This window comes from Chryseobacterium endalhagicum (assembly GCF_016745235.1).
Taxonomy (GTDB): Bacteria; Bacteroidota; Bacteroidia; order Flavobacteriales; family Weeksellaceae; genus Chryseobacterium; species Chryseobacterium endalhagicum.
Genome location: NZ_JAELVM010000001.1, coordinates 1,038,259 through 1,053,099 on the forward strand (window position 1 = coordinate 1,038,259; position 14,841 = coordinate 1,053,099).

Consider the following 14,841-nt stretch of genomic DNA (forward strand, 5'->3'; position numbering starts at 1 on the left):
AAAACTAACTTCTAACCTCTAATATCTAATTTCTCAAAAAAATAACATCTCAATAAAAAATGACAAAATTAAGCGTAAACATTAATAAAATTGCGACATTAAGGAATGCAAGAGGAGGCGAAACACCAAGCGTAACAGAAGCAGCCGTGAAGATCCAGGAATTCGGGGGACAGGGAATTACCATCCACCCAAGGCCGGACGAAAGGCACATCACCAGAAAAGATGTCTACGATCTGAAACCGCTGGTTACCACTGAATTCAACATTGAAGGAAATCCCCACCGCTCTTTTATTGATATGGTTCTGGAAGTAAAACCGGAGCAGGTAACGCTGGTTCCCGATGCAGATGACGCTATTACTTCCAATGCAGGCTGGGATACCAAAAAGCATCTGGATTTCCTGACGGAGATTATTTCAGAATTCAAAAATGCAGGAATCCGTACCTCTATTTTCCTTGATCCGCTGCCGGAACTGGTAGAGCATGCTGCTAAAACCGGTGCTGACAGAATTGAACTGTATACCGAAGCATACGCAAAAAATTACCTTACCAATAAAGAACAGGCCATACAGCCTTATTACGATACAGCCCTTGCTGCTACGGAATTCGGTCTGGGAATCAATGCCGGGCATGATCTGAGCCTTGAGAATTTAAAATATTTTGCAGACACGATTCCGAATCTGCTTGAAGTTTCCATCGGGCATGCTTTGGTGTCTGAAGCGCTTTATATGGGACTTGAAAATACGGTGCAGGCTTATTTGAAAAGACTGGCTGCGTGGTAAAATAAGAAGTTAGAAATTAGAGATTAGAAGTTAGTGGCAAAGATTCTTTTAAATTTATCCCTAATCCCTAATCCCTAATCCCTAATCCCTAATTTCTAACCTCTAACTTCTAAATCAAAAAAATGGAGATCTTAAATTCAAAAATATTTGGCGAAAATCTTACATCAACGCCGCTACTTGTATTTCACGGACTGTTTGGAATGCTCGATAACTGGGGAAGTTTCGGGAAAGACCTTGGAGAATATCTTCCGGTACACCTTATCGACCTCAGAAATCACGGGAGAAGTTTTCACTCTGAAAGCATGTCGCATGATGATCTGGCAGATGATATTGCCCGTTATATGGATCACTACGGAATTCAGAAAGCCCATGTTTTAGGACATTCTTTGGGAGGAAAAGCGGTGATGCAGTTTGCTCTGAAGTACCAGGAAAGAGTGGATAAACTGATTGTTGTAGATATTTCACCGAAAGCATATCCTCCGCATCATCAGGGAATCATAAAGGCACTGGAAACGGTTGATTTTAACACCGTAGGCTCAAGAGGAGAAGTAGAAACGGTTTTGAGCCAGTACATTCCTGAAAAGTCCACGATTCAGTTTCTGGCCAAGAACTTATATTGGGATGACAACAAAAAGCTGAACTGGAGGTTTAACCTTAAAACATTATCGGAAAAATATAACGAATTTGTTTCGAATGCTGTAAAATTTGGAGTGTTTGAAGGAGCGGCTTTATTCATCGCCGGCGAAAAGTCAAATTATATCCTTCCACAGGATGAATACGGGATCAGACAGCAGTTTCCGAAAGCTGAAATTGTAACGGTGAAAAATGCAGGACACTGGGTTCAGGCTGAAAATCCGGTAGATTTCGCGAATGTAGTCAAGAAATTTTTAGATTTAGGTTAATTTATTTCCGTCTTTCAATTGGTTTAGTTAAAATTTTCTTAAAATAAGATAATATTTCCCCACGCGTTGAAATTTTTTGTACTTTAGTTTTACATAAAAACTAAATATATTAACTTATGGAAAAGAAAAACTCAAAAAAACCATTCTTTGCTTCATTTTTAGAGAAACAGGTTAATGATCCTGAGAAAATTCAGGGAGGAGGGATTACTACACCCACTACTGATGTACTTACTGTACCTGCAAGAGATGTGGTGACAACATCGCCTTTTCTGGACAACGCCACAACACCGCTGAGAGATCAGGTAGTGACGATGAAATATCCGTCTGACAGTGATGAATCCGGAGACCTGGAAATTTTGTAATCAAGATTGCAAAGAACAAAAACTAATCAAACTCAATAATTATGAAAGACCAAAATTCAAAAAAGAAGCCATTTTTTGCTTCATTCCTGGAAAAGCAAATTCAGGATCCTGAGAAAGTTCAGGGAGGAGGAATCATATCCTCTCCGGACAGCGATATTATTACAGCACCTTCTATAGATAATATCACAAGACCCGTTTTCGACAACGTAACGACACCAAGCAAGGATCTTTTGGTTACCATGAAGTATCCTTCCGACGGTGATGAATCTGTTCTATAGATTTCCGTACATGGAAATACCATCATATTCTAAACCAAACTAAATTATTATGAAAGACAAAAATTCAAAAAAGAAGCCGTTTTTTGCGTCATTCCTGGAAAAGCAGCTTAAAGATCCTGAGACTGTGAAAGGAGGAGACAGTGGAATCATCACCATTCCTGAAAGAGATGTTATTACCAAGCCGTCTGTGGATGTGGTAACTTCTCCGAAAGATGATATGATGCATACACTGAAGTATCCATCAGACGGGGACGATGATGCTCCAACTGTACCGTTTTAATAAATGAAATATTAAATCGTATTAATACAATCATATCAAAGGAAACTTACCATTAAGTTTCCTTTTTTAATAAAAACCGGCACATGATTCTCTGCATTACCCACTCAAAGGATTTTTATAATATCGATATCTTTTTTGAATATCTTACCTCCAGAAATATTCCTTATTTCAGATTGAATTCTGACCGGATGAACCATCTCCAGAAGATCAGTGTGAATGAAAACTCATTTGAACTGACTGATGAGTCAGGAAATACCATTCGTTCCAAAGATATCAAAGCAGTATGGCACAGAAAAGCCTGGGGAATAAGCGTTCCCGAAGAACTGGATGAAGATTACAAAAAAGTATTCCTGGGCGGATACGCAAATCTCCGCTATAACCTGATCACTGTTTTAGAAGACATTCCGTGGATCAATCCTTTTGAAAATGAACGGAAGATCGATGGAAACAAAATGCTTCAGCTGAAAATAGCGGAAAAGAATAATTTAACCATTCCCAAAACCCTTTTCTCCAACGATGAAGAGAAGATCATTTCCTTTTTTCATGAATACTGCAATGGAAAAGCCGTGGCCAAACTTCACAGCCTTACCGCAAAGACCATGAATGGTGAAAACCTGATCTCCACCATGATCATTGAAGAAGATACCCTGGAACATATTTCAGATATTGCCTACTGCCCAATGATCTTCCAGCCCTACATCGATAAAGAATATGAATTGAGAATCGTCTGTATAGCCGGAGAATTTTTTACCGGAAAGATCAATAACAGTGAAAATGCAGACTGGAGACTAGCCCAGGGAGATTACGCCTGGTCAGCCTATGAGCTGCCGGAACATGTAAAAACCGGCCTCGCATCCATGATGGAAGAAATGGGTCTTTACATGGGAGCCATAGACATGATCAAGGGAAAAGATGGAGCCTATTATTTCCTTGAAGTCAATCCACAGGGAGAATGGGGAATGCTGCAGAAAGAGCTTGGTTTTCCCATTGCCGAAAGAATTGCCGATAACCTTATAAAAAGAATCAATATCCATGAATAAAATACTAATCATTACGCATACCCAAGATAATTTTTCAATTGAAAAAGTAACAGAATATATAGAAAAGAACGGCTGCGAGGTCATCCGTTTCGATGTGGATCTTTATCCGATAGAAAACAAGCTGTCCACAGTTTTCCAGGATGGGGAATGGGTGACTACTCTTGAAACCAAAGATGCCAGATTCCGTCTGGATGATATTGCCGCTGTTTGGTACAGAAGAGCCTATAATATCGGAAACGGGGTGAAAGAGGAAATGGATAAGAAATTCTATGGCGCTGCAATGGGCGAGATCCGTAACACGCTTTTCGGATTTATAGAGTCTGTAGATGCTTATGCATTGGGAAAACCGGGCGTTTACAGAAGGCTGGACAGTAAAGAGGAACAGCTTAAAATTGCCGTTAAATTAGGACTGAAAATTCCTGAAACCTGTCTTACAAACAACCCTGAAGAAGCCAGACAGTTTATCCTTAAACATCAGAATGTTGTGGCAAAAATGCAGACCGGTTTTGCCATTTATGAAGACGGTGTGGAAAGCGTGGTCTTTACCAATGTGGTTAACGAAGACAAGCTGGCAGAGCTGGATTCCCTGGTATATTGCCCGATGCAGTTCCAGAAAAAAATCGAGAAGAAAAAAGAACTTCGTGTTACCATTGTGGGGCAGGATGTGTATGCTTTCGAAATAGATTCTCAGCAGTCCGAAGATGCTAAAGTCGACTGGAGGAAAGACGGGGTAAACCTGCTTACCAAATGGGTCAGAACAGAGCTCCCTGCAGATGTGGAAGCCAAACTCCTTGAACTTCTGGACGTTTATAATGTAGATTACGGAGCAATAGACATCATTGTTTCCCCGGAAGACGAATATTATTTCATCGAAATCAATGCAGCAGGAGAGTTTTTCTGGCTGGATAATTTAACCGAAGAAAACCTTATTTCAAAGAGTATTGCGGATGTTCTCTGCGACAAAGCTCCGAGAAGAAACAATATGGTTATGGCTTAAAAAATCATAACTAATTCAATACTTAAAAGCCCTTTTGTTAATCTGAAGGGCTTTTTTGTTATAAAATATCCTGCAAAAAACCATTAAGGAGCTTTAAGTTTTTAAGATTATTAAGAATAGCTTCGCTTTAAGACAGACAGCTTAAAAAAAATCACTTGATTTTTTCTTAACTAATCTTAGTCTCTTCATTAATCTTAATGTTTCAAAACAACATGCAACTATCAACTCGTGTTTTACTAAAAACTTAAATGTACTTCCTATGCGCAAAGCATTTAACTTTAAAAAATACTTAAGTGTTAAAGAGACTTTTGCCCCTTTTGTGGTTAAAATTATTTATCACGTATTCCATTAGCTCAAAGAAACACTGTCAAAATGATAATATTGGTTAAATTAAGTGGAATTCTGCTTTAAAAATCGCAAATTTGCATAAGCAGTTTTTCATACAATCCTTAGAGAAAATGAAGAATTGCCGGATCGGAAATATTATCCTATTTTAGTCAGCAATCAAGTAAATAATTAATGATTTTTGTAACGGGTGCAACCGGAATCCTGGGAAGGGTGATCGTTTTGGAACTTCTGAAAAAGGGGAAAAACGTGCGTGCTTCCAAAAGACCGGGCAGCAATTTAAACGATGTAAGGCATTCTTACAGTTTCTACACCGAAAATCCAGATGATTTTTTTAATAAAATTGAATGGATAGATGTAGATTTTGACGATATTAATGCTCTGCAGGATGCTTTAAAAGGCGTTGATGAGGTATATCACTGTGCCGCAAAAGTAAGCTTCCATCCTCATGACGAAAAAGAAATGTACCGGACCAATGTGAAAGGAACGGAAAATTTGCTGTTTGCCTGTGAAGGTTCAGGAGTGAAAAAATTTCTTCATGTCAGCACCATTGCTGTTCTGGATATTTTTAATGAAAAGGGAGAACTGGATGAAAATTCTGAATTTAATCCCAAAGATGAGCATTCCGCTTATGCTATTTCCAAGCACCTTGCTGAAATGGAAGTCTGGAGAGCTTCTGCAGAAGGCCTGAACACCATTATCGTGAATCCCGGAATGATTATCGGGAGTGGAAACTGGGGCCAGAGCAGCGGGGATATTTTTCCGACATTTGAAAAGAATGGTTTCACGTTTTCAGGCGGAACAAGCTATGTAGATGTAAAAGATGCGGCTAAAATCTCTATTGAACTGATGGAGAAAAATGCTTTCGGGGAACGTTTTATACTGATTTCCGAAAATAAGAGATATGCAGAACTCGGACAGCAGATCAGATCGCAGCTTGGTTTAAAAGAGGCGAAAATTCTAAGCAGATTTCAGCTGAATCTGGGAAGACTGGCCAATATTCTTTTCGGCTGGCTGATTCCGAAACTGAGAATCATTACAAAATCCAATATAGAATCCATATCAGCACTCAATACCATTTCCAATCAGAAAATTAAACAAGAGATTGATTATCAGTTTATTCCTGTGAAGGATAGCGTTGATTTTCACCTTAAAAATTATATTAACGACAAAAAGCTGAATTCATGAATCTTGCAGCAGCAATTATCCTTAAAAATGTAGAAAAACATCCGGTAAAATCGGCGATAGGCTTCAAAAAGAAAGAGGAAGCCTGGAAAGAACTGAGCTGGAAAAAACTGAGCGAGATCGTTTTTAAAACAGCTAATGCGCTGAAAGAAAAAGGAATTCAGGAATATGATAAAGTAGCCATTTATTCAGATAATTCGTCCGAATGGATGATTTTTGACCTCGCCTCTATGGCGATTGGCGCGGTCACGGTTCCCATTTATTCTACCAATAATGCGGAACAGGCAGAATATATCTTTAATGATTCGTCTGCAAAAGCGGTTCTCGTGGGAAGTCAGGAACAGTATGATGCCTGTCTTGAAATTCTGCAAAAAGAGGGAAGTACGCTGGAAACTATTATTGTTTCTAAAAAATCGGTTTGGATCAAGAAGGAATTCAACAGTTTTTATCTTGAAGATTTCATTGCAAAATCCTCGCCTAAACTGGAGATCTGTCCCAAAGAATATAATGATACAGCGACTCTTATTTATACGTCCGGAACTACCGGAACCCCGAAAGGTGTGATGCTTACCCATGGAAATTTCATCAAAGCATTCGATTCCCATTTTGAGTTTTTTAAATTTAAAAACTTTGAAGAAGAACTTTCGCTGGCATTCCTGCCTCTCACCCACGTTTTTGAAAGAAGCTGGAGTCTGCTTTGTCTGTATGGCGGAGCAAGAGTATATTTCCTGGAAGACCCGAAAAACATAGCGAAAGCACTCGAAGAGGTGAAACCGACCATGATGTGCGCCGTTCCGAGATTTTTCCAGAAAGTTTATGCAGGCGTTTTGGAAAAAGCCGAAGAAGGTTCATCCATAAAGAAAAAGATCTTCGATTGGGCGCTGGCAACAGGCTGGCAGACAGCAGAACTGAGACGAAATGAAAAACCGGTTCCTTTTGGATTAAAACTGAAGGAATCCGTTGCAGATATGCTGGTTTTCAGCAAAATTAAAGAAAAAATGGGTGGCAGACTATGGTTTTTACCTTGTGGAGGTGCCTCCCTGTCCCCGGAAGTCACAAAATTCTTTGATTCGGTGGGTATTCATGTAACGGTAGGCTACGGACTGACGGAAACAACGGCTACATTGACCCTTTTCCCTTTGACCCATTTCGAGCATGGAACCAGCGGAAAACCGCTGCCGGGTGTAGAGATCCGCATCGGTGAGAGCGATGAGATCCAGGCCCGAGGAAACGGGATCATGAAAGGTTACTACAATAAACAGGAAGAGACACAGAAAGTTTTTACAGAAGACGGATGGTTCAAAACCGGAGATGCCGGAAAATTTGATGACAAGGGAAACCTGATCATCACAGACAGGATCAAAGATCTGATGAAAACATCCAACGGAAAGTACGTGGCACCGCAGCAGATTGAAAATCTTCTGACCAATAATAATTTTATCCAGCAGATCATGCTGGTGGCGGAAGGAAGACAGTTTGTTTCTGCCCTTATCGTTCCCAATTTTGAGTTTCTGCAGGATTTTATCAAAAAAAATAATATTCCTTTTACCAATTGGGAAACCGCAGTGAAAGAAGAGAAGATCATTGCTTTATATAAAGACAAAATTAAAGAATTACAGGTTCATCTGGCAGATTTTGAAAAGGTGAAGAAGTTCACTTTGATGCCGGCTGAATTTGACATCAATACCGGAGAAATTACGCCTACATTGAAGGTTAAGAGAAATGTGGTGCTTAAAAAATATGCGGATATTATAGAGAAAATGTATTAGAAATAGAGCTTGATCGACCACAAAAGACACAAAAGCTTTTATTGAAAAACTTAAGTTAAAAAAATTAATGTTTTGAAAATAAAAAGCTCACATAAGATGAAAATCAAAGATTTTCGGAAACTCAAGTGGTTTTGAATATGCAGCTTTATTTAAACTTAAAAATAACTAAAGTGTTAAGATTCTTTTGTGCCTTTTGTGGTTAAAAAAAGAATTTTATTATTTTAAATCAGATTATGACAACACAAGAATTTCTGGGAAAACAAAATTTTACGATCACTAATCAGACAGTTTCAGAAAGCTGTCCGTCCAATATTGCTCTGATTAAATACTGGGGTAAATATGCCGGTCAGATTCCCGCAAATCCAAGCATCAGCTATACTTTGAATCACTGTAAAACCAATACCTCCATGGAGTTTCTGGCAGATGAGCCTTTCTCTGTGCAGACTTTTCTGTCGGGTAATGAAGAAGTGAAATTTGCTGAAAAAATTGAAAAATACTTTAAAAATATTGAACAGTATCTTCCATGGATTTTGAAAGGCAAGTACATCATAAGAACAGAAAATACCTTTCCGCACAGTTCAGGGATTGCGAGTTCCGCTTCAGGATTCGGAGCCATTGCCAAGTGTCTGATGAAGCTGGATGAAATGTTTTCAGGAAGAGATTCTGAAGAAATTTCCCTGAGAAAAGCATCATTTCTAGCCAGACTAGGAAGCGGCAGTGCCTGCAGAAGTTTGTACAACGGGCTGGTAGTCTGGGGAATATCGGATGAGGTGGAAGGAAGCTCAGATCTGTTTGCGGTAAAATATCCTGATACTGAGATTCATGATGTATTTAAAAACTTCAATGACTGGGTTTTACTGATCCATGAAGGCCAGAAAAGTGTTTCCTCAACCGTAGGACACGGCCTGATGAATACCAACCCCTATGCAGAAAGAAGATTCCAGGAAGCAAGAGAGAACTTTGTTCCTATGAAGGAAATTCTGAAAAATGGAGATATGGAACGTTTCATCACATTGGTAGAACACGAAGCACTTACCCTTCACGCCATGATGATGATGAGTGAGCCAGCTTTTATCCTGATGAAAACCGGAACAATGGAAGTGATAAATAAAATCTGGGATTTCCGTAAAGAAACCGGTCTTCCTCTGTTCTTCACGCTGGATGCAGGAGCCAATGTCCATTTGCTGTTCCCGAATAACGGATCAGAAGATCAGATCAAAACCTTCATCGAAAACGAATTGCTTCAACACACCCAAAAGAATGGAGTAGTGAAGGATATTATGATATTCTAAAAAAGAAAAACAGGCAATTTCTCACTGAAATAGGCATAAACATCTGTGTAATCTGTGAAATCTGTGGTGGAAAAAAAACTCCCGCAGATTTCACGGATTACGCAGATTTTTTTAGATAAAGCTTTTCATAAAGACATTACTGAAAAGACATATTCAAAATTATTGAAAGGTTTCCTTAGTTTAAACCAGATCTCAAAAGAATGGGGTAGTGAAAGATGTAATGAAGTTCTAAAAAATAAGCAGTTTCTTACTGCAAATAAAATATGAAAATCTGCTTAATCTGTTAAATCTGCGAGATATTTTTACTCGCAGATTTAACAGATTAAGCAGATTCTTTTTACTGAATAGGTGTGTTGGGAAATTATTGAAGGGTTTCCTGAGGTTAAACCAGATCTCAAAAGAATGGAGTCGTGAAGGATATTATGATATTCTAGAAAAGAAAAACAGGCAATTTCTCAATGAAATAAAGCATAAACATCTGCGTAATCCGTGAAATCTGTGGTGGAAAAAAACTCCCGCAGATCTCACGGATTAAGCAGATTCTTTTTATTGAAAAGGCGTATTCAGGAAATCATTGAAAGGTTTCATCAACTTAAAGACCTTTGTAAGATTCTTCGCCGCATTTTTATCCAGAATTTCCTCGTCTTTCAGAGAATAAACGACAATGAAATTTTTTAACTTCAGATATTCTCCCATAGGATCTTCCTTTTCAAATCCCTGAGGAACTTTTTTCAGTTTATCATCCTGATCCAGCTCCGGAAAATGCTTTTTAAACTCCTTATTGTTGATGATCTTAAGAAAATCGTCTCCATAGAGCGAAATTTCTTTCCGAACCTCTTTCAATACTGATGATTCCGGCATATAGATTCCGCCCGCCAGAAAAGATTTTCCCGGCTCCATATGAAGATAGTAGCCGCCTTTCTGACTTCCTTTGCCCATGCCGAGAGAAGCTCCGAAATTGGTTTTATAAGGTGATTTGTCTTTTGAAAACCGGGTATCCCTGTAAATTCTGAACAGTGATTTTTTTCCATCAATTTTACCCAGTTCTTCATCAAATCCGGACATTTCTTTGATCAGGCTGTCGAGGAAAGCAATGACATTTTCCTGGGATTCTGTGTACACCGCTTTGTTTTCATTGAACCATTCACGGTTGTTATTCAGGGCAAGATCTGTCAGGAATTTCAGGGTTTCGGGCTTTATACTATTCATGTTTCGGAAATTTAATATGATCATATTTAATTAAACCTGTTGTGCATTTTTTTTTGGTTTTGTATTTCAAAAATAAGTGAAACGCCTTTGTTTATCATAACTTAAAGAAATTAAAATGAATTCCTAGTCTCTCTTTGTGTTTAATAATCGCAAGGCAAAACAAAATTTTTGAATTAGAAAATTTTAAATAAGATAAACAAAGGCATTTCATTTAAAAAAGTAAAACAAAAATACACTGCTAATTATCAGTTGGTTAAAATTTATTTTAATACATAACGGTTTTGACTAAGTTAAAAAATAAACTTTTGCTGACCAAAATTAAATGTTAATGACAGAATTTTCGATGAAAAAGCGTTCATTTTTATGATACTAGAAAAAATAATTTAAATTTTAAAATGAACGTAAATCAGGCATAAATTATACAGTATGAATAGATTAGTGAAACTCCACCAAAGCTGATGGGTACTGGAAACAGACTAAAAAGAACCGGGATCTGCTTTGAGCTGAAAATTTACATTGAATGGCACTATTTTTGAAAATTCATAAATAATACTGAAAAAATCAATCCAATTTAATAAAAAAAAATAATGTTTAACATGTTTTTAATATGAAGGCCATTTTTTTGGATTTAATTTTTTAAAAATTAAAAATATATTAAAGGATTCTGAATTAAACTTTACATATTTAGAACTTTATTCAAAAACAAGTCAAATATTTATTGTATCTTTGCAAAAATTTTAAAATATTTAATGAATTTATTTACGGAGTCCAATTTAAGTCCTGATATTCTTAAGGCAGTTGGCGAACTGGGTTACGAAAGCCCGACAGAAATCCAAAAACAGACTATCCCTTTCATTCTTTCAGATATTCGCGATTTGATCGCACTTGCGCAGACAGGGACAGGCAAAACAGCAGCGTTTTCGCTTCCGATTTTGGATATGATTGACGAAACGAGTCGCAAAATCCAATTATTGGTGCTTTGTCCGACACGGGAATTATGTCTTCAGATTTCAAAAGACATAAAAAACTATTCCAAGTACATGAGAGACATCAAAACCACAGCGGTTTACGGTGGAAGCAGTATTATGGATCAGATTCGTTCTCTAAAGGAGAAACCGCAGATTATTGTGGGAACTCCGGGAAGAGTAATCGACCTTATCAACAGAAAAGCACTTGATTTTTCTGCTATTCATTGGTTAGTTTTAGACGAAGCTGATGAAATGCTTTCTATGGGTTTCAAAGATGAGTTGGAAACAATTCTGAGCGAAACACCGGATACGAAGCAGACTTTCTTATTCTCGGCAACGATGAATAAAGAAGTGGAGAGAATTTCTAAAAATTATCTTACGAATCCTCACCGTATTTCTGTAGGTTCTATTAACGAGGTTAAGAAGAACATTAAGCATGAATATTACGTAGTAGGATACCGTCAGAAAAAAGAAGCTCTTAAGCGATTGATTGATGCGAACCCGAACCAGTATTCTATTCTTTTCTGCAGAACAAGAATGGAAACCCAGGAGGTTGCTGATTTCTTAATGCAGAACGGTTATGCGGCAGATGCCCTTCACGGGGATCTTTCACAGGCGCAGAGAGACACGGTAATGAAGAAATTCAGACTGAAGAACATCGATATCCTTGTAGCAACAGACGTTGCAGCAAGAGGTTTGGATGTAAACTCTTTAACGCACGTTATCCATTATTCTTTACCAGATGATCCTGAGGTATTCGTTCACAGAAGTGGAAGAACCGGTAGAGCTGGGAAAGACGGTATTTCAATGGCCTTAATAAAGCCTGAAGAAAGCAGAAAACTGAAACAGATCAGATCTGCAACCAAAATTGATATCGTTGAGAAATTTATTCCAACAGGGGATGATATTATCAAAGCTCAGGTTGAAGGTGTTTTTGAAAAACTATTTACAGAGCACGAAGAAGATATCTTCGAATTCAACGACAGCTTAATCCCTGATTTAAGTGCGTTCACAAAAGAAGAACTTGTACATAAGTTATTACAGTTCCAATTGAAAGATCTTGCTCTTTACTACAAAGATAAGCATGACCTTGCTGAGCAGAAACTGAGCAGCAGAGATGATGACTATTCAAGAAGAGACAGAGACCGTGACAGAGGAAGAGATCGTGGTGACCGCGACAGCAGAAGCAGAGACGGTAGAGAACGTGGCGGAAAACCTAGAAGAAAAGATGAAAACATGGTACGTTTCTTCTTCAATTTAGGGAAAAAAGATCAATTGAAGAAGCTTGATGTTTTGGATATTATCAACAAAGCTACAGCCGGAAAAAGCAAGAAAAGAGCTGAAATCGGCGATATTGAAATTTTAGAGAAATTCTCTTTCTTTGAAGTAGAAAAATCATTCCAGGAAAATGTGATGAGCAATATTCCTTCGATGAAATTCAAAGGAAAAGAAATGAGAGCTGAAGTGGCAAACTAAGGCATCTCAATATAATATAAAACCGGCTTTTGGCCGGTTTTTTTATTTGATAATCAGGTGTTAATCGAATGTTAACAAAACTTAATGTTATATTGTTTCAGGGCAAATCCTTTTTTAGGAAATTTGCACTCAAATTATAAATACATAAAAATGGGAATTGGTAATATTTTCCACGCTTTTCAACCGAAAGATAAAATTTTCTTTGTGCTTTTCGAAAAAGTAACAGAGAACCTAGTTGCAATGTCTGAAGACTTTAACAATGGGATCAAAGATTTCGATCTAAATGACGACACCATGTTAAAAAGAATGAGCGACTACGAACACAAAAATGATGAACTTACGCATGAGATCTTCGTTGAATTAGGAAAAAACTTCATTACACCGTTCGACCGTGAGGATATCCACACACTGGCTACAGGTCTTGATGATATCGCGGATTATATCTACGCTTCTACAAAATACATCTTCCTATACAAATCGCCTGAAATGAAGGCCTATTCAGATTTCTCATTACTGATCCACAAAGCTTGTCTTGAGATCCAGAATGCGATGAAAAACCTTAAAGGTTTCAAGAATATGGACCAGGTAAAAGAAGCTTGTATCAAAGTAAACTCTATTGAGAACATTGCAGATGACCTGCTTTCCAACTCAATGGTAGATTTATTTGAAACCAATGATGCGATTAACATTATCAAAGTTTCATCTGTACTTAATTATCTTGAAATAGTAACTGACAAAGCAGAAGATGTTGCCAACACGATTGAGAACATCATGATTAAATACGCTTAATACAATTATAACTCACAGAAATGGAATTTCCGATTTTACTTACGGTTATTATTGCTTTAGCTTTAATTTTCGACTATATCAATGGTTTTCATGATGCGGCCAACTCCATTGCAACCATTGTTTCTACCAAGGTTTTAAGTCCTTTTCAGGCTGTACTTTGGGCGGCTCTTTGGAATTTTGCAGCTTTCTTTATCGCTGCTTATATTATTGGAGAATTTAAAATTGGTAATACGATTGCCAAAACGGTTAATGAAAACTTTATTACATTAGAAGTCATATTTTCCGGTCTTATCGCTGCGATAGCCTGGAATCTTTTAACATGGTGGTTTGGTATTCCATCCTCATCATCTCACACCTTGATCGGTGGATTTTTAGGAGCTGCCCTGATGCACGCTTTTATGATGGATTATCACGAAGTTGTAACTACTCAACCTGATTTAGGAGCATGGGACACTATTAAAGCAGCCTGTTCTCAGGTTGCCCAGCAAAGTGTTGTTAAATTTGACAAAGTGATTCCTATCTTCCTGTTCATTTTTATGGCTCCGATTATTGGGATGATTATTTCCATCATTATCACTTTAATTATTGTTCATCTTTACAAAAGATCGAATCCGTATAAAGCAGATAAATCATTCAAGAGACTGCAGTTGGTTTCTTCAGCTTTGTTCAGTTTAGGACATGGTTTGAATGATGCACAGAAAGTAATGGGTATTATTGGAGCAGCGATGATCTACTATCACGTTAATATGCTTCAGGATCCTGTTTATGTTAATATCGAATCTGCAGCCCGTTTCGATTATTTTGCACAGCATTATATCTGGGTTCCTTTGGTTTCCTTCATTGCTATTGCACTGGGAACTATGAGTGGTGGTTGGAAGATCATCAAAACAATGGGAACTAAGATTACAAAAGTAACTTCACTGGAAGGAGTAAGTGCTGAGACTGCAGGAGCAATCACTTTATTCATTACTGACCATTTTGGTATTCCTGTATCTACTACGCATACTATCACAGGTTCAATCATCGGGGTAGGATTAACGAAGAGAGTTTCTGCCGTAAGATGGGGAATTACAGTAAGCCTTCTTTGGGCCTGGATACTGACGATTCCTATTTCAGCCATTGTTGCAGGAATTACTTATCTTGCAGTAACGTTTCTGACTTAATTTAAAC

General features: G+C 37.8%; 14 protein-coding genes. 13 read left to right on the forward strand and 1 reads right to left on the reverse strand.

Translation table 11 applies throughout. The features are described from left to right. The first annotated feature begins 59 nt into the window (after positions 1 to 59). The 10 genes from JET18_RS04660 (at position 60) to JET18_RS04705 (ending at position 9,229) form a co-directional block, all read left to right on the forward strand. Positions 60 to 779 (forward strand): pyridoxine 5'-phosphate synthase, encoded by a 720-nt coding sequence (locus JET18_RS04660; protein ID WP_202089451.1) that lies wholly within the window; start codon positions 60 to 62, stop codon positions 777 to 779. A 122-nt stretch (positions 780 to 901) separates the two neighbouring features. Then, on the forward strand, positions 902 to 1,681 hold the full coding sequence (locus JET18_RS04665) for an alpha/beta fold hydrolase (RefSeq protein WP_202089452.1): 780 nt from the start codon (positions 902 to 904) through the stop codon (positions 1,679 to 1,681). Positions 1,682 to 1,797: 116 nt separating this feature from the next. Further along, positions 1,798 to 2,043, forward strand: a complete 246-nt coding sequence (locus JET18_RS04670; RefSeq protein WP_202089453.1) for a microviridin/marinostatin family tricyclic proteinase inhibitor — start codon at positions 1,798 to 1,800, stop codon at positions 2,041 to 2,043. Positions 2,044 to 2,084: 41 nt separating this feature from the next. Next, positions 2,085 to 2,321: a microviridin/marinostatin family tricyclic proteinase inhibitor gene (locus tag JET18_RS04675; RefSeq protein ID WP_202089454.1), complete on the forward strand. Its 237-nt coding sequence runs from the start codon at positions 2,085 to 2,087 to the stop codon at positions 2,319 to 2,321. A gap of 49 nt (positions 2,322 to 2,370) precedes the next feature. After that, positions 2,371 to 2,601: a microviridin/marinostatin family tricyclic proteinase inhibitor gene (locus JET18_RS04680; protein WP_202089455.1), complete on the forward strand. Its 231-nt coding sequence runs from the start codon at positions 2,371 to 2,373 to the stop codon at positions 2,599 to 2,601. Positions 2,602 to 2,684: 83 nt separating this feature from the next. Then, positions 2,685 to 3,641, forward strand: coding sequence for an MvdC/MvdD family ATP grasp protein (locus JET18_RS04685; RefSeq protein ID WP_202089456.1), 957 nt, complete (start codon positions 2,685 to 2,687; stop codon positions 3,639 to 3,641). Further along, positions 3,634 to 4,638, forward strand: a complete 1,005-nt coding sequence (locus tag JET18_RS04690; protein ID WP_202089457.1) for an MvdD family ATP-grasp ribosomal peptide maturase — start codon at positions 3,634 to 3,636, stop codon at positions 4,636 to 4,638. The genes JET18_RS04685 and JET18_RS04690 overlap by 8 nt, the downstream gene beginning before the upstream one ends. 519 nt (positions 4,639 to 5,157) lie before the next feature. Next, a complete protein-coding gene (locus JET18_RS04695; protein WP_202089458.1) occupies positions 5,158 to 6,171 on the forward strand; it encodes an NAD-dependent epimerase/dehydratase family protein in 1,014 nt (337 codons plus the stop codon). Further along, positions 6,168 to 7,937: an AMP-dependent synthetase/ligase gene (locus tag JET18_RS04700; protein WP_202089459.1), complete on the forward strand. Its 1,770-nt coding sequence runs from the start codon at positions 6,168 to 6,170 to the stop codon at positions 7,935 to 7,937. The genes JET18_RS04695 and JET18_RS04700 overlap by 4 nt, the downstream gene beginning before the upstream one ends. A 233-nt stretch (positions 7,938 to 8,170) precedes the next feature. Then, positions 8,171 to 9,229, forward strand: a complete 1,059-nt coding sequence (locus JET18_RS04705) for a diphosphomevalonate/mevalonate 3,5-bisphosphate decarboxylase family protein (protein WP_202089460.1) — start codon at positions 8,171 to 8,173, stop codon at positions 9,227 to 9,229. Positions 9,230 to 9,775: 546 nt separating this feature from the next. On the opposite strand, the gene JET18_RS04710 is transcribed toward JET18_RS04705, so the two are convergent. Beyond that, positions 9,776 to 10,438 (reverse strand): DUF2461 domain-containing protein, encoded by a 663-nt coding sequence (locus JET18_RS04710; RefSeq protein WP_202089461.1) that lies wholly within the window; start codon positions 10,436 to 10,438, stop codon positions 9,776 to 9,778. A gap of 749 nt (positions 10,439 to 11,187) precedes the next feature. Between JET18_RS04710 and JET18_RS04715 the strand changes: the two genes are divergently transcribed. The 3 genes from JET18_RS04715 (at position 11,188) to JET18_RS04725 (ending at position 14,834) form a co-directional block, all read left to right on the forward strand. Beyond that, the gene (locus JET18_RS04715; RefSeq protein WP_202089462.1) at positions 11,188 to 12,882 is read left to right on the forward strand and encodes a DEAD/DEAH box helicase; all 1,695 of its coding nucleotides are present in this window, start codon (positions 11,188 to 11,190) and stop codon (positions 12,880 to 12,882) included. Positions 12,883 to 13,032: 150 nt separating this feature from the next. Next, positions 13,033 to 13,671, forward strand: a complete 639-nt coding sequence (locus tag JET18_RS04720) for a DUF47 domain-containing protein (RefSeq protein ID WP_040998750.1) — start codon at positions 13,033 to 13,035, stop codon at positions 13,669 to 13,671. 20 nt (positions 13,672 to 13,691) lie between these two features. Continuing rightward, positions 13,692 to 14,834 carry an inorganic phosphate transporter gene (locus JET18_RS04725; RefSeq protein ID WP_202089463.1) on the forward strand — a complete coding sequence of 381 codons (1,143 nt, stop codon included), beginning with the start codon at positions 13,692 to 13,694 and terminating at the stop codon, positions 14,832 to 14,834. Positions 14,835 to 14,841 lie beyond the last annotated feature (7 nt).